Source organism: Massilia rubra, from assembly GCF_011682065.1.
GTDB classification, from domain to species: Bacteria; Pseudomonadota; Gammaproteobacteria; order Burkholderiales; family Burkholderiaceae_D; genus Telluria_A; species Telluria_A rubra.
Genome location: NZ_VUYU01000009.1, coordinates 1 through 15,206, shown reverse-complemented (window position 1 = coordinate 15,206; position 15,206 = coordinate 1). Strand labels below are relative to the sequence as shown.

Here is a 15,206-nt window from a genome sequence, read left to right as displayed (position 1 = left end):
AAGACATGATCGACGTCGACGCGCTCAGTGCGTTTGCCGCAGTCATCGATACCGGTTCATTTTCCGCCGCCGCCGAGCGGCTCGGGCAAACGCCGTCCGGCATCAGCCGCGCCATTGCCCGGCTCGAATCGCAGCTGGGCATGACCCTGATGCATCGCACCACCCGGCGCCAGGACCTGACCGAAGAGGGCGACTGGCTGCTCGGCCGCGCACGCACCATCCTGGCCGCGCTGGAAGATACCGAAGCACAAGTGTCGGCGCGCCGTTCGCAGCCATCCGGCCTGGTGCGCGTCAACGCCGCCACGCCCGCGCTCGATCATCTGGTGGCGCCCTTGGTGCCGGCCTTTCTCGACGCCTACCCGCTGATCCGGCTCGAACTGACCAGCGGCGAAACCCTGGTCGACCTGATCGAAGAGCGGGCCGATGTGGCCATTCGCATCGGCCAGCTGGCCGACTCCAGCCTCAACGCGCGCCGTCTCGGCAGCAGCGCGCTGCGGCTGCTGGCCGCGCCATCCTATCTGGCGCGCCACGGCACGCCTGCCACGGTGCAGGAATTGAGCGCGCATCGCTTGCTCGGTTTCACCGCGCCGGCTTCGCTCAACACCTGGCCGCTGGCGGACCAAGGCGGGGACACGGGTAGCGAGGGGGTGACGGTGAGCCCGGCGGTGCTGGCGTCGAGCGGGGAAACCTTGCGCCACCTGGCGCTGGCGGGTGCGGGGATCGCCTGCCTGGCGGATTTTCTGACGCGCGCCGATGTCGAGGCGGGCAGGCTGGTGCCCGTGCTCGACCCGCTGACCTTGCCATGGTCGCAGCCGGTATGGGCGGTGTTCTACAAGCAAGGCGCGCTGGCGCCGCGGGTGGCGGCGCTGGTCGATTTCCTGGCGGACCGGCTCGGCGCGACGGTGCTGACGCCGAGCGGCTAAAGGCTGACGGTGATCTTGCGCGGAGCCTGATACATCTCCTGGGTCATCAGATCGACACCGCAAGGCAGCGTTTCAATCCAGTCGAGGAAGCGCCCGATCATCTCGCGTCCCTTGAACGGCGCGCCATGCTGCGGCACCATCCATTCCGGATCGAGCTTGCGCACCATCTCGACCCAGTAGCGGCAGACTTTGTTCGACACCATGTAGCGCGAGTGGAATCCATGCATGTAAGGCAAGTGTTTGTCGAAGTCTTGCACCGGGTCCATCGCCACGCCGTCCGGCAGCATCGATGCGCCCATGTCCCCGGAGAACAAAATGCGGCTGACCGGATCGTAAAACTGGAAGTTCCCTTCCGCGTGCAAAAAGTGCGCGGGCAGGATCTGGAATTCGGTGTCGCCCAGCGGCAAAAGGCTGCCCTCGTCGGGAATGGCGATGATGCGGCCCTCGGTTTTGCCCTGCGCGCAAAAGTGCGGCACGAAACGCGACCAGATCGACGAAATCAGCAGCTTGGTGTCCGAACCGGCCAGCCAGCGCGGCAGCGAGGCGATGATATCGGGATCGGCGTGCGAAGCGAAGACATAACGAAGCTGTTTTGGTGGAAAATACTTGCTCATTCCCATGAACAGTTCGTTGTAGGTCAGCACCCCACCCGGGTCGAGCAAGATGCCGGTGCCATCCTGGACAATCAAAAACTGGTTCGACTGGACCGAGGCCTCGCCTTCATCGACCAGATCGGAGAACATCAGGCAGATGTGCTTGCCGTTATTGAACAGTTCGATCGCCATGATAACCCTACATTTGAAAGGGTTTATTGTAGACCTTTAATTGGCTCTTGGCAATGTTTCCAATTCAAACTCGTGAGTTGTGCAGTGCGGCGCGTCGTTTTGCGGTAGGCTTATGCAACCGACATCAGGAGCAGCCGCATGAGCACACCGTATTTACCGGCGCAGCCGGAACGCAGCGAGATCGATGCCACGCCGGGCGTGGTGGTGCTCGATTTCGGCACCGACTGGTGCGGCCATTGCCGCGCGGCGGCGCCGCTGATCGCACAGGCGCTCGCCGCCATGCCCGAGGCGCGTCATATCAAGGTCGAGGATGGCAGTGGCCGCAAGCTGGGCCGCTCATTCAAGGTGAAGCTGTGGCCGACGGTGGTGGTCATCAAGGACGGCAAGGAAGTCGCGCGCGTGGTGCGCCCGGACGCCGTGGCCGAGCTGCGCAAGGCGCTTGAAGCTAAGTAAGTGCGCATAAATTCTTGTCATTTCTAGCTTCCATAAGCGGTGCCTTGCTGCGTTGCCCACCGCTAGCAGTGCTCGCACTGCGTCGCGGCGTGCGCCTTGCCAGGCATCCGCTTCTGTTCGCTACAAATGACAATAATTTCTGCACACTTACTTAGGAATCTGCACGCGCGGGTGGGGGCGGTTCATTAGCGGGTCGACCAAACGCATAATGTTGTTTTATGTGTTACGGTTAAGGGAAGGGTGCTGCCGAAGCATCCATCATCCCGCGCCCCCGAGGACCAGATGATCTTTGCCGCCGATACCGAAGAATGTTCGCTGCTCGTCTTTCCCGACGCGCTGACGGCGTCCGTCTATTGCGACGCGGTCGATGTCGAGGCAACTTTGTGGCGTTTCTGGGATGACGAAGGCACGCCGCTGATGCCGGCCTTTCTTGTGCCCAACGAGCGGCACCTGTTCACCACCACCACGGGTGTGTACAGCCTGGTTCCGGTGAACGAGGGTCACTATGAATTTTTATGGGATGCGCTACGGCATATCCGCCAGGTGATCGGGGAATTGCCGTTTACCGATGTGCGCGCGGTGCGCGACTATCTGGTCATGCAATGCGGCGGCCAGGTTTCTCCGGCCTGAATCAGGCCTTGTCATCCGGCAGCATCGCCGCGCAGGGCTGGCGTGCCCCGCGCGGAACCTCAATTACTGGCGATTCGGATTGTTCGGGCGCTCATCGCGACGATTCGGCACGCCGTCGCCATCATTGTCGCGCTGTCCACGAGCCCAGTTACCGCGCTGCATTTCCCAGCGTCCATCACGCTCCTGCCACGCCGGCGCGGTGTAATGGTAGCCCTTGCGGTCGCGAATCCACGCGCCACGGACCCAGACGTGATGATTGTTGCGCCAGTCCCAGTGGCCCGGCGCCCAGACATAACCGCGCCGTGGCGGCGGTGTGCGTTCCGTGCGCGGTTCCGGCGGCGCTTCGCGCACGATGATCACTGCCGAGATGGCAGGGGCGGCGATGCTGCCGAGCGAGCCGGCAATCAGGGCGGCAATTAACAGTTTTTTCATCATCTTCTTCTCCTGGTTACGAATGGTGTCTGATCTTTATACCCCTTGCATAAATGCATGTATGTGCGGAATCGCTCATAAGCTTGCGTTTGCAAAACGTTGACTTTTGCGCGGGCCGCGCCTATCGTCATTGCCACCATCACCACCCGAGAGCGAGCTCCATGATCCTGCGCACCACTGCCATCGTCCTGGCCGGCATGCTGGCGCTGCCGTGCCACGCGGTCCCCGCCGGTGACGCGCGCGACGCCTTTTTCGCCAACCTCGGCAAGCTGTGCGGCGCCGTGTACGAGGGCGCCTCGGTGGCGCCCGACGACGGCGGCGAAGCCTTTGCCGGCAAGAAGCTGGTCGCTACCGTCAGCGCCTGCAACGCCAGCGAGATCCGGATTCCCTTCGTCGTCGGCGAGGACGCTTCGCGTACCTGGATCGTCACCCGCACCCCGGCCGGCCTGACCTTGCAGCACGACCACCGCCATGCCGACGGCGCGCCGGACGAGCAAACCATGTACGGCGGCGCCGCCGGCAGCGACGGCAGCGCCATCGCCCAGATGTTCCGCGCCGATGCCTACACGGCGCGCCTGATTCCCGCCGCCGCCACCAACGTCTGGACGCTCTCGGTCTCGCCGGACGGGAGCAAACTCAGTTATGTGTTAGAGCGCGACGGCAAGCAGCGCTTTCGGGCCGAGCTGCTGCAAACGCGCGTGCCGAACAGATGACCGCGCCGCGGTTCGATGTGGTCGTCATCGGCAGCGGCTTCGGTGGGCTGTGCGCCGCCGTCAAGCTCAAGCAGGCCGGCATCGACAACTTCGTCATCCTCGAAAAAGACGCGCAGTTTGGCGGCACCTGGCAAGTCAATACCTATCCCGGCTGCGCGGTCGACATTCCCAGCCACGTATATTCGTTCTCGTTCGCGCCCAATCCGAACTGGACGCGCCGCCTGGCCAGCCAGTCCGAACTGCTCGACTACACGCGCGCCATCGTGCGCGACTTCGGCCTCGCGCCGCACCTGCGCCTCGGTGTCGCCTACGAAGGCGCGCAGTTCGAGGAGGAGGGCGGCTACTGGCGTGTGCGCACCAGCGCCGGGCCATTGAGCGCCAAGTGCGTGGTGTCGGCCCTGGGCGCGATGAACCGGGCGGCGATTCCGGCCTTGCCCGGCATCGACACGTTTACCGGCGCGGCGTTTCATTCGAGCCGCTGGAACCACGATGTGGACCTGCGCGGCAAGCGCGTGGCGGTAATCGGCAACGGCGCCAGCGCGATCCAGTTCATCCCGCAGATTGCGCCCATCGTCGCGCAGCTCGATGTGTACCAGCGCACCGCGCAGTGGATCGTCCCGCGCCACGACCGCGCAATCGGCCCGCGCGAACGCTCGCTGTTGACCAGGCTCGCGCCGATGCGCCTGCTGTACCGCGCCTTCAATTACACCCTGTATGAGATCAACGCGCCGCTGTACGTGTTTTTCCCGCGCCTGTTCCGCCTCGCGCAGGCGGTTGGCTTGCGCCACCTGCATCGCCAGGTGGCCGATCCGTCGCTGCGGCGCCGGCTCACGCCCGACTACACCATGGGCTGCAAGCGGGTGCTGGTCATGAGCGACTACTATCCGGCGCTCACGCGCCCCAACGTCAGCCTGGTCACCAGCGCGGTGGCGCAGGTGCGCGCCAACAGCATCGTCAGCGCCGACGGCGGCGAGCGGGCGGTCGATGTGCTGATCTACGCGACCGGCTTTCATGTGGGGCACGCGCCGGGCGCCATCGACGTGCGCGGACGTGGCGGCAAGCGCCTGTTCGAGCATGACCAGGATTGCTACAAGGGCTGCGCCGTGGCCGGCTTTCCGAACTACTTTACGGTCACCGGGCCGAATAGCGGGCTTGGACACAATTCGATGATCTACATGATCGAGTCGAGCGTCAATTACGTGGTCGAGGCCATCAAGGCGATCCGCGCGCAGGGCCTGCACTCGGTCGACGTCAAGGCGCAGGTGCAACGCGACTTCGTCGCCAGGGTGCATCGCAAGCTGCGCGGCACGATCTGGAACAGCGGCTGCAAAAGCTGGTACCTCGATGCGCGCGGACGCAATTACGCGGCCTGGCCGGGCTTTACCTTCACCTATCGCTGGGCTACGCGCCGCTTCGACATCGGCAATTACGTGGTGCGCACCTGATGGGCGCGCCCGACTTCGAGGTCATCGTCATCGGCAGCGGCTTCGGCGGCTTGTGCGCCGGCGTAAAGCTCAAGCAGGCCGGCATCGACAATTTCATCATCCTCGAAAAAGACAAGGACTTCGGCGGCACCTGGTGGGTGAACACCTATCCCGGCTGCGCGGTCGACATTCCCAGCCATCTGTATTCGTTCTCGTTCGCGCCCAATGCGCGCTGGACGCGCCGTTTCGCGGGGCAGGACGAACTGCTGGCCTACACCCGCTCGCTGGTGCGCGACTTCGGCCTGGCGCCGCACCTGCGCCTGGGCTGCGCCTGCGAAGGCGCGCAATTCGACGAGGAGGGCGGCTACTGGCTGGTGCGCACCGGCGCCGGCACGCTCACGGCCAGGTCGGTCATCAGCGCGCCCGGCGCCCTGAGCCGCGCAGCCATTCCGGCCTTGCCGGGACTGGCCGACTTTGCCGGCCCCGCCTTTCACTCGAGCCGCTGGGACCACGCGGTCGACCTGCGCGGCAAGCGCGTGGCCGTCATCGGCAACGGCGCCAGCGCAGTCCAGTTCATTGCGCAGATTGCGCCGCTGGTCGCGCAGCTCGATGTGTACCAGCGCACGGCGCAATGGATCATGCCGCGTCCCGACCGCATGATCGGCCCGCGCGAGCGCTCGTTACTGGCGCGCGTGGCGCCGCTGCGGCTCGCGTACCGCGCCCTGAACTACCTGCTGTACGAATCGCGCGCGCCGCTGTTCCTGACCACCTCGCGCCTCTTGGCGCTGCCGCAGTGGGTGGCGCGCCGTCATCTGGAGCGCCAGATCGACGACCCGCTGCTGCGGCGCCAGCTCACGCCCGGCTACAAGATGGGCTGCAAGCGGGTGCTGATGGCGAACGATTTTTATCCGGCCCTGGCCCGCCCCAACGTCAAGCTGATCACAAACAGCATCAGCCGGGTAAGCGCCAACGCCATCGCCAGCGCCGACGGCGCCGAACGCGCGGTGGACGTGATCATCTTCGCTACCGGGTTCGAAGTCGAGCGCGTGCTCCACGCGGTCGACGTGCGCGGGCGCGGCGGCAAGCGCATGTTCGCCCACAGCCTGGAAGCCTACAAGGGCTGCACGGTGGCCGGTTTTCCGAACTATTTCACGATCGTCGGGCCGAACACGGGCCTGGGCCACAACTCGATGATCTACATGATCGAGGCCGGCGTACACTATGCGCTCGCCGCCATCAAGACCATTCGCGCGCGCAAGCTGGTGTCGGTCGAGGTGAAGGAGGAAGCGCAGCGCGCCTGGAACGACAACTTGCAACGCAAGCTGCGCGGCGGGGTGTGGAGCAGCGGCTGCAAGAACTGGTACCTCGACGGCAAGGGCCGTAATTACGCCATCTGGCCGGGTTTCACCTTTGCCTACCGCTGGGCCACGCGCCGCTTTGACATCGGCAACTACGTCTTGCGAACCTGAGTTTGCCGGTGTTTATAGCGCTCAACCTCCTTCATTCGACTAAATGTCGCGCTATAGCTACATCGAAACACAAAGAATCGGTCACGCCGGAAATTAATTAAATAACAATTTTATTCCCAGTAGAATCAGCTCAAGCCGGGCTCGTCCAGTAAAGACAGCGCAGCGACCAGACGTGTCATTCATGTTCATGCAGCTATCTCAACTGGAGTAAAACATGCTTAATAACACTTTTAGATTCCCTTTGCCGAGTGCGATCACATGGTCGAAGCTGATCGTATTGATGGGGGCCGTGCTGCTGCTGTTCTCCATCGCGCCCGTCTTCGCGGCCGAGGTCGATAAAGGATCAACCGTTGTCGGTGGAAATTCCATCAAAATGGGGGAATATCTCAGTTCACCTAAAGGAGATTTTTACCTGCTCACGCAGGCCGACGGGAATTTCTGCGTTTACCATGAAGTTGACGGTAGCTATATCTGGTGCACGCGCTCGTCGGCGGCGCCCGCCGGAACCTATGCCACCAATGTGCAGACCGACGGCAATCTGTGTACCTACAGGACCGACGGTTATGTCGCGTGGTGCCTGTCGAACAGTGCGCGTGGCGACGGACCATTTTTCCTCGCCTTGCAAGATGACGCCAATGTCTGCATGTACAAAGGCGTTCCTGGCCAGATTACCGGCACGGTGTGGTGCTCAATGGTCACTGCGCAGGCGCGTGCCCACGGTCCCGTGGTCCGTTACGGCCAGCTTTATCATGTGCAGAACGGCTACGGGAACTGGGGTGGCGGCTATCTGGATGTGCGCGCCAGCGGTTGCAATGGCAATACTTTATGTGTTTCCACGTCGGCCTCGGATCATCGCGACGGTTTGACCGGTACCTGGATGATTGTCTCGGCGCAGGCCAAGATGGCAGGTGAGCAAGTCAGGCCGGGAGATAAAGTCTTTTTGAAAAGCCAATATCCGCTGGCAAATGACGACATGCCGCCATATCGCCTTTTCGGCGGTTATCTTGACGTGCGCGGCATTGGCTGCAAGGAGAATATCTTCTGCGTATCGGCCTCGCTGACCAAAAATACCGGCATCGATTCCAGTATCTGGACAGTGGAAGCGCCGCGCCACCATATTTATTCGGGCCAGGGGATTCATTTGCTGAATAACTTTGCACCGTACGGCTATTTTTCGTATCTGGATATCCGGGGCGCGGGGTGCCAGCAAAATCTGTTCTGCGTGTCGGCAAGCCCTACCCGCGACCGCGACGGTAAGAGCGGCACCTGGCGCTTTCTGGAGAGCAATTAGCTCGCCAGCGCCATCACCAGCGCGATGCGCAGGCCGCCGCCGTCGCGGTTGCTGACCTGGAGTTCGGCGTTGTGGCGCAAGACCACCCGTTCCACGATCGCCAGTCCGAGCCCGGCGCCGTTGGCCTGTCCGCGCGCGCTGTCCATGCGCGTGAACGGCTTGAGCAGCAGTTCGATATGATCGTCCGGCACGCCCTGGCCGTGGTCCTGCACTTCGATCACCACGCGCTTGCCCAGGCCGTGCGGCTTGATGCGGCACGAAATATCGAGTTCGGTAAAGTCGCTGCCCGGCGTCTTGCCGTAGCGGCGCGCGTTCTCCACCAGGTTGTTGAAGACGCGCCGCAGGTCGGTGGCGTTGCCCATCACGTGCACGCCTTCTTCGATATGGGTCGTGACATGGATGTCGAGCATGCGCTCCGCTTCGCGCGCGGTGTCCTGCAGCAGTTCGCCGATATCGACCGGAACAAACGTGGCCGCCTCGGTCGGCTTGGCGTAGTCGAGGAACTGGCCGATGATGGCGTCCATCTGTTCGATATCGGACTGCATGCCTTCGCGCGCTTCGTTACTGAGCTTGGCCATTTCCAGCTCGAGCTGCATGCGCGTGAGCGGCGTGCGCAGGTCGTGCGAAATGCCGGCCAGGATGACGGCGCGATCCGATTCGACCTGCTGCAAGTCTTCCACCATCTGGTTGAAGCTGCGATTGGCTTCGATGATCTCTTTCGAGCCTTTTTCCGGCAGCCGGTCCGGTTTTTTGCCCTGGGCGATGGCGCGCGCCGCGGCTGTCAGGCGCGCCAGCGGCAGGTTGACCAGGCTCGAAATGAGCGCCGCGCCGACCACCGACAAGGCGCCCACCACCGTGGCCCAGCCGAGCCACTGCACGCCGGTCAAGCCTTCCAGGCGTTCGCGTTCGAGCATCAGCCAGTAACTGTCGTCGTCGATCTTAAAACTGATCCAGAAACCGGCGGTGCCGTTCACGCGGCTCGAAAAACGCGTGTCGGCGCCCAGCTTGGATTTGATGATGGCTTCGATTTCCGGCATCAGCGTGCTGTCCGGCGGCGGATCGACCGCGTCGGAACTCTCCAGCGTAAAGATGCGGATGCCTTCGTTGCTGACCAATTCGAACAGCAGCTCGCGCCGCAGTTCGGGCGCGGAGTGGGTCAGGGCGGCTTTGGTGATGGTCACCACCGAAATGACCAGGTCGGCCGTCTGTTCGACTTGCGGACCGCGCTGCACGGCGCTGATCATCCCGATCCACGAGGCCATGGACACCGTGGTCAGGATGCTGAGCAAGAGGAAGGTGCGCCAGAACAGGCCGCTCCTGAGCCAGCTCATTTGCGTGCTGTGAGGCGTGCTTGAATCGCGTGCAAACACTAGCGTGGCTGGCCTTCAGGAATGAACACATAGCCCAGGCCCCACACGGTCTGGATGTACAGCGGGGACGAGGGATCGGGCTCGATCAGCTTGCGCAGGCGCGAAATCTGCACGTCCAGGCTGCGGTCGAAGACTTCGTATTCGCGTCCGCGCGCCAGCTCCATGAGCTTTTCGCGCGAGAGCGGCTGGCGCGCATGGCGTGCGAACACCTTGAGCACCGAGAATTCGCCGGTCGTCAGCGGCACCGTCTCGCCATTTTTCTTCAGCGTGCGCGTGCCCAGGTCCAGCACGAACTGGCCGAACTCGAAGGACTGCGGCGTTTCGGATGGCGCGCCCGGAATCTCGTCCGGCCCCTTGCGGCGCAGGACGGCGCCGATACGGGCCACCAGTTCGCGCGGATTGAAGGGCTTGGGCAGGTAGTCGTCGGCGCCCATTTCGAGGCCGACGATGCGGTCCACGTCTTCGCCTTTGGCGGTGAGCATGATGATCGGGGTCTGGTCGCCCGCGCCGCGCAGGCGGCGGCAGATCGACAGGCCGTCTTCGCCGGGCAGCATCAGGTCGAGCACCAGCAGGTCGTAGCGCTCGCGCAGCCACAGCTTGTTCATGGCGGGCGCGCTCTCGGCGGTGACCACCAAAAAGCCCTGTTCGGTAAGATAGCGGCGCAGCAAATCGCGCAGGCGCACGTCGTCGTCGACTACCATAATCTTGGCGGCGTGACCATTGGCGTTCGCCTGCGTTGTATTGTTGCCTGAGGTAGGGGAGGCTGGTGTGTTCATTTGGCTGTCAGATTTGTCAGATTCATGTCGCTATGGTAACGTCTTATCGCCCGATAGAACACGATGCGCGAAGGTCATTACATACTGTTACAAACTTTACCCAATTCGGCTTATGCCCAGATGCAAATGGTCATACACTGAGTTCCAGTAGCAGGTCAAGCTTATATGTTTATCAGGCACTGCGGAAGAGGATCACGATGAATAACGCACACACCGAAACCAAGACAGCCACCCTCGCAGATCGTTGCAGGCATGCGTTCGTCCGTCGCGTTGCTGTGTGCTGCCTGTTCGCTTGCGCCGGCTTGTCCGTGGCCCAAGCCAATCCCGGCGACAAGGAACGCGATGCCCAGCGCATGGCCGACGCTCAGCGCGCCCAGCAGCAGCGCCAGGATACCCAGCGCCAGTTCGAAGCGCGCGCCGACGACCAGCGTCGCCAGTTGCAGGCCCAGCAGGACCAAAACGCCCAGAATGCCGACGCCGCCCGGCGTGGCAGCCGCATGACGGCCGACGAGCGGCGCGACCTGCGGCGCCAGATCAACGAAGCCGGCGTCGACATCTACAAGAACGCGCCGCGCCGCTGACCCACTCCCGGGCGCGCCACGGCGCCCGGCGCCATCGCGCACCTGCCTCCCCCGCGCACCACCCCATTCCCCCGATTGTTACATTTGCTGAGTTTCGCGCATCCAATTGTTTATTTGGATGAGACAACCTGTTACGCTAGAAAAAACTTACCAATAGCGAAATATACTTGCCAGGTGTATAAGCTTGCATCAGCAATGGAGTGACGTCTTGTCGATTGAATTTTCTGGCGCAAGTTCGCCCCGTCCGGCCCCCGGCCCGGGCGATGCAATGCCCGAGCTGGATCACTGCATCATCGAGCGTCACGACGGCGTGTACGGCGACCCGAGCGTGCTCGGCACGACCTTCGGCGCCGCCATCGACCGCATCTTCGCCACCAGTTATCTGGTCGAGCTCGACTATCCCTTGCTGATCAAGGCCATTTACGGCGCCGGCCCGCCCTTGCCCAAATCCGCCGAGGGCCATGTGATCATCCGCTTGGCCTCGGCCATCCGGCCTTTCAGCCCGCTGCGGCGCCCGCTCTACAAGGCGGTCAAGATCAACCGCGGCAAGGCTGAATATTTTTTCGAGCCGGTGTACGTGGCCGACCCCGCCGACCCGGATGGCCCGGGCACCCCCGAGCGGCTCGATGTGGACGAATTCATCGCCGACATGTGGGGCAAGGGCATCCGTTTCGGGATCGATGTCGAGGCGGTGCGCCAGGCCATCGACGGCGGCAAGTCCGAGCGCGTGGTGGTGGCCAGGCTGCTCGAACCACGGGCCGGGCGCGACGCGCATGTGATCGAAGTGACCAGCGACCTGCATCGCAGCGACGCGCCGCTGCAACTGGCCAACGGCAAGCTCGATCTGATGGCCTTCCAGAACCGCTTTCCGCAGGTCGAGAAGGGGGTGCGGCTGCTCAAGAAGGTGCCGCGCGTGGCGGGCAAGCCGGGTTTTGAGCTGTCCGGATTGCGCATCGAAGCGCCCGTGCCGAAGGATACCGAAGTGGCGCCCATGGCCGGACCGGGGACCGTGGTCGAGGTCTCGGGCGAGGGTGAATTCCTGATCGCGCAGCACGCCGGTTTTTTGAATGTGGACAGCAAGAGCGGCCAGATTTCGGTGGGCGACAAGATCATCAGCCGCGATGGCGTGAGCGCGCGCACCACCGGCAACCTGAAACTGACCGGCGACTTCGAAGAATTCGGCGAAGTGCAGGAAAAGCGCGTGGTCGAAGGCGAGGGCATCACAATTCACGCCGACGTGTTCGGGAACATCATCTCGCGCGGCGGCACGGTGCTGTTGAACCGCAACCTGGTCGGCGGCACGGCGCATAACGCGCGCGGGGATATCCGCGTCAAGGGCGTGGCGTCGGGCTCGGTGATCCAGGCCAGCGCCGGCGAGGTGGTGCTCAACCGCGCCGAGAGCTGCGTCATTTCCGGCACGCGCGTGACCATCATGCACGCGGTGAACTGCGAGATCATGGGCGAGGACGTGACGATCAGCCAGGCCGAGGGCTGCGCCATCGCGGCGCGCACGGTGACGGTCAACAGCGCCGGGCCGCGCCGGCAGAGCGAGATGACCATCTTCGCGCTGCAACCCGACAGCGCGCGCCTGGACGAGGTGATCGAGACGATGACGGCGCGGGTCGCGCAGTTCGCCGCGCTGGCGCTGCGGCGCAAGGCCGAGATGGACGCGATGACCAATGAGCCGGAAGTGCGCAAGTACGTCATGCTGGCCTCCAAGGTGCGCAAGAAGGAGTTGATCTTGACCGACGAGCAGGTGCCGATGTTCCAGAAGATGGCGTTGGCGGCGGGGCCGGCCTTGAAGGCGATCGCCAGGGTGTCGCTGGACGTGAAGGCGGCCGAAACGGAGCAGCAGGCCGGCGCCGCGCTGCTGGCGGAACTGGTGCGCCAGCGCGTCGACAGCGCCGGCGTCAGTTCGGTGACGGTCAAGCGGATCGAGGGCGAGACGGTGGTGCGGGGGATGAGCTACCAGCCGGACGGCGCCAGCATCTACGACTTGCCGGCCAAGGACATCAAGCTCAAACTGCGCAAGCGCGCCGAGGGGGAGGTGATTTTTGCGGGGGAGGAGGGGGCGGTCGATTGGAAGAGCGGGGCGTGAGACGCGCTACTCGCTGACCTTGCCCCGCATCGCCTTGGTCTGCCCGCTCTTGGTCTTCGAATCGAGCCGGCGGCGCTGCGAGCCCCTGGTCGGCTTGGTCGCGCGCCGTATCGTGGGCAGCACCGCCACGCTGTCGACCAGCTCCTGCAACCTGCGCAGCGCATCTTCCTTGTTCTGTTCCAGGCTGCGCGACTGCTGCGCCTTGAGCACCACCACGCCGGCCTGGGTGATGCGCTGGTCCGACAGGGCCAGCAGCCGCTCCTTGATCGCCTCGGGCAGCGAGGACGCGCCCACGTCGAAGCGCGCATGCACCGCGCACGAGACCTTGTTCACATTCTGGCCGCCAGGCCCCTGGGCGCGGATGGCGGAAAACTCCACCTCGCCCGGATCGATCGTTGCGTTCACGGCGCCGCGGCCGCCGGCGCCGCCACGACATCGTCTTCGATCGCGTCGAGCGCGCGGTAACACGCCATGGCCTGCGCCGACAGTCCCTTGAACAACACGGCATCGTCCTGTCCCAGGCGTTCGTTATCGACCAGGATGCGCACCTTGCTCAGGTAATCGGACTGGGTCAGCAAGCGTCCTAGCGGCGACACCGGCACGCCCTTGCGCATGCCGGCCTGCTCGCCGATGGCGGTGACCACGTTCTCCGGGAAATTCCATTCGCGCCCGATGCTGCAGCTCAGGATGCGGGCGTCGCGCACCAGGCGCGCGCAGAACATCTCCGAGCCCAGTTCTTTCTCTCCCTGGCTCATCTGGTCCATGATGCGCAGGGTGACGATCAAGCCCACGTTCTGTACCAGCCCGGCGAGGAAGGCTTCGAAAGGATCGACGCCCATGGCTTCGGCCAGCATGCGGTTGGCCACCGCGCAGCGCTCGGACTGGTCCCAGATGCGCGGCGCCAGCAAGCGTGTGTACTGGCCCGAATTGAGGTCGATGATGGGGCGGAAGGCGACGCTGGTGATCAGGTGGCGCAAGCCTTCCTGGCCGATCAGCATGACCGCGTGTTCGACGCTGGTAATCGTGGTGCCGCTGCCCTTGAACGAGGTATTGGCCATGCGGATCACGGCCGCCACCAGCACCACGTCGTTGGAGATGGTGCGCGAGAGCTGCGCGCCCGAGAAGTTATCGCTGCGCAGGCTTTGCAGCAGTTGCGGCAGCAGGCCGGGAAGGCGTCGCACCAGCGCCGCGCCGGATTGCTGCGACTCCAGGATGGCCGTGAGCGCGTCGAGCACCTGGTTTTCGTGCGGCGTGGTGTCCAGGCCAGTGACGTCGGCATTCTCGAACAGCCAGTTGAAATAGGTGCCATTGACGCCGTCGCGCTGCTCGAACGATAACTGGGCCGCCGATCCGGGTGGCGCGCCGCCGGTCGCTGCGACGGTTGATGGCCGGCTGGCCTGCGCCGCGCCTGGCGCGTCGGGCGCCGGCTCGGAAGCAGAAAAAAGTCGCTTCACCCATTGATACATTGTCCGTCCTTCAAGTTCGCAATGATCCCCGTGGAATATTGCCGCCCCATTGTAAAGACTTCCCGTTGCATTGCAAGCGCGGCCAGACTGCCCCAAACCTTGATCGCGCTCAACGAGACGCTTGCACACGCGCATTACGATGGGGTTTCGCGACCTTGCCGCAGCCCCGCAGAGACGAAAGGACCACCATGCACACGATTTCAACGCAGTCTGCCCCCGTCGGGAAGTTGGAGTTCCTGAGCTTTCAGCTAGGGGGCATGGAATACGGGGTGGATTTTTGCAAGGTGAAAGAATTGCTTACGTTCCAGTCGCTCGAGCGTTTCGCCTCGGAAGGGACGATCGTCAAGGGCGTGGCGGTGTCGCGCGGCGTGATCATGCCGCTGGTCGACATGCGGGTGGCGTTCAACGAGCGCGCCGCCTCGCCCGGCCCGATGACCGACGTGATCATCCTGCAGTTGTCGAGCTGCGTGATGGGGATGTTGGTGGACGGGGTGACCGACGTGGTGCGCATGTATCCGGACCAGATCACGCCGATTCCTGGCATGACCCGCGAGAACGGCTGCGATTATCTGATGGGACTGGGCGAAACCGACGGGCGGCGTTTGATATTGGTCGATATCGACAAGCTGATGTCGATCCGGCGCGAGACGGTGGCGCAGCAGGCTGCGTAACAACCCACCGTCTCCCTTGGACAAGCTGCCGTGGTAACAGTCGTCCCTGCATGGCGCCGCGCGTAAACCACCGTCGCCCCCGCGCAGGCGGGGGGCCATAGCACTTATGATCTGAGGTGCTATG

At 63.6% G+C, this 15,206-nt stretch carries 16 protein-coding genes; 10 read left to right on the top strand and 6 right to left on the bottom strand.

The genetic code is table 11. From position 1 onward, the window contains the following. Positions 1–5: 5 nt before the first annotated feature. Positions 6–923 carry a LysR family transcriptional regulator gene (locus F0185_RS15585; RefSeq protein ID WP_167225877.1) on the top strand — a complete coding sequence of 306 codons (918 nt, stop codon included), beginning with the start codon at positions 6–8 and terminating at the stop codon, positions 921–923. Here the strand turns inward: F0185_RS15585 and F0185_RS15580 are convergent. Continuing rightward, a complete protein-coding gene (locus F0185_RS15580; protein ID WP_167225875.1) occupies positions 920–1,708 on the bottom strand; it encodes an oxygen-binding di-iron domain-containing protein in 789 nt (262 codons plus the stop codon). The two genes, F0185_RS15585 and F0185_RS15580, sit on opposite strands and share 4 nt — an antisense overlap. A 138-nt stretch (positions 1,709–1,846) precedes the next feature. On the opposite strand from F0185_RS15580, the gene F0185_RS15575 reads away from it, so the two are divergent. Then, complete coding sequence (locus F0185_RS15575) at positions 1,847–2,161, top strand: thioredoxin family protein (RefSeq protein WP_167225873.1); 315 nt, start codon at positions 1,847–1,849, stop codon at positions 2,159–2,161. 282 nt (positions 2,162–2,443) lie between these two features. Then, the gene (locus F0185_RS15570; RefSeq protein ID WP_167225871.1) at positions 2,444–2,791 is read left to right on the top strand and encodes a hypothetical protein; all 348 of its coding nucleotides are present in this window, start codon (positions 2,444–2,446) and stop codon (positions 2,789–2,791) included. A gap of 63 nt (positions 2,792–2,854) precedes the next feature. Here the strand turns inward: F0185_RS15570 and F0185_RS15565 are convergent, their stop codons facing one another. Further along, positions 2,855–3,223: a YXWGXW repeat-containing protein gene (locus F0185_RS15565; RefSeq protein WP_167225869.1), complete on the bottom strand. Its 369-nt coding sequence runs from the start codon at positions 3,221–3,223 to the stop codon at positions 2,855–2,857. A 161-nt stretch (positions 3,224–3,384) separates the two neighbouring features. On the opposite strand from F0185_RS15565, the gene F0185_RS15560 reads away from it, so the two are divergent. The 4 genes from F0185_RS15560 to F0185_RS15545 all read left to right on the top strand — a co-directional run bounded on the left by F0185_RS15560 (position 3,385) and on the right by F0185_RS15545 (position 8,120). Beyond that, positions 3,385–3,936, top strand: coding sequence for a TolB-like translocation protein (locus F0185_RS15560; protein ID WP_167225867.1), 552 nt, complete (start codon positions 3,385–3,387; stop codon positions 3,934–3,936). Then, entirely contained in the window at positions 3,933–5,381 is a 1,449-nt protein-coding gene (locus F0185_RS15555; RefSeq protein ID WP_167225865.1) for a flavin-containing monooxygenase, read from the top strand. The genes F0185_RS15560 and F0185_RS15555 overlap by 4 nt, the downstream gene beginning before the upstream one ends. Continuing rightward, entirely contained in the window at positions 5,381–6,829 is a 1,449-nt protein-coding gene (locus tag F0185_RS15550) for a flavin-containing monooxygenase (protein WP_167225863.1), read from the top strand. Before F0185_RS15555 ends, F0185_RS15550 begins: the two co-directional genes overlap by 1 nt. 214 nt (positions 6,830–7,043) lie before the next feature. After that, the gene (locus F0185_RS15545) at positions 7,044–8,120 is read left to right on the top strand and encodes a hypothetical protein (protein WP_167225861.1); all 1,077 of its coding nucleotides are present in this window, start codon (positions 7,044–7,046) and stop codon (positions 8,118–8,120) included. On the opposite strand, the gene F0185_RS15540 is transcribed toward F0185_RS15545, so the two are convergent. Continuing rightward, complete coding sequence (locus F0185_RS15540; RefSeq protein ID WP_167225859.1) at positions 8,117–9,451, bottom strand: sensor histidine kinase family protein; 1,335 nt, start codon at positions 9,449–9,451, stop codon at positions 8,117–8,119. The genes F0185_RS15545 and F0185_RS15540 overlap by 4 nt on opposite strands. Before the next feature lie 38 nt (positions 9,452–9,489). Then, on the bottom strand, positions 9,490–10,191 hold the full coding sequence (gene ompR / locus F0185_RS15535; protein ID WP_229477061.1) for an osmolarity response regulator transcription factor OmpR: 702 nt from the start codon (positions 10,189–10,191) through the stop codon (positions 9,490–9,492). A 272-nt stretch (positions 10,192–10,463) separates the two neighbouring features. Between ompR and F0185_RS34840 the strand changes: the two genes are divergently transcribed. Both F0185_RS34840 and F0185_RS15525 read left to right on the top strand, forming a co-directional pair. Continuing rightward, entirely contained in the window at positions 10,464–10,847 is a 384-nt protein-coding gene (locus F0185_RS34840; RefSeq protein ID WP_229477054.1) for a hypothetical protein, read from the top strand. Positions 10,848–11,115: 268 nt separating this feature from the next. Further along, positions 11,116–12,945: a flagellar assembly protein A gene (locus tag F0185_RS15525; RefSeq protein WP_229477053.1), complete on the top strand. Its 1,830-nt coding sequence runs from the start codon at positions 11,116–11,118 to the stop codon at positions 12,943–12,945. Between the two features lie 6 nt (positions 12,946–12,951). Here the strand turns inward: F0185_RS15525 and arfB are convergent, their stop codons facing one another. Together arfB and F0185_RS15515 are read right to left on the bottom strand one after the other, a co-directional pair. After that, positions 12,952–13,350 (bottom strand): alternative ribosome rescue aminoacyl-tRNA hydrolase ArfB, encoded by a 399-nt coding sequence (gene arfB, locus F0185_RS15520; protein ID WP_167225855.1) that lies wholly within the window; start codon positions 13,348–13,350, stop codon positions 12,952–12,954. Beyond that, a complete protein-coding gene (locus F0185_RS15515) occupies positions 13,347–14,399 on the bottom strand; it encodes an HDOD domain-containing protein (RefSeq protein ID WP_370664022.1) in 1,053 nt (350 codons plus the stop codon). Before F0185_RS15515 ends, arfB begins: the two co-directional genes overlap by 4 nt. 200 nt (positions 14,400–14,599) lie before the next feature. Between F0185_RS15515 and F0185_RS15510 the strand changes: the two genes are divergently transcribed. After that, positions 14,600–15,082, top strand: a complete 483-nt coding sequence (locus F0185_RS15510) for a chemotaxis protein CheW (protein ID WP_167225853.1) — start codon at positions 14,600–14,602, stop codon at positions 15,080–15,082. The last annotated feature ends 124 nt before the right edge of the window (positions 15,083–15,206 follow it).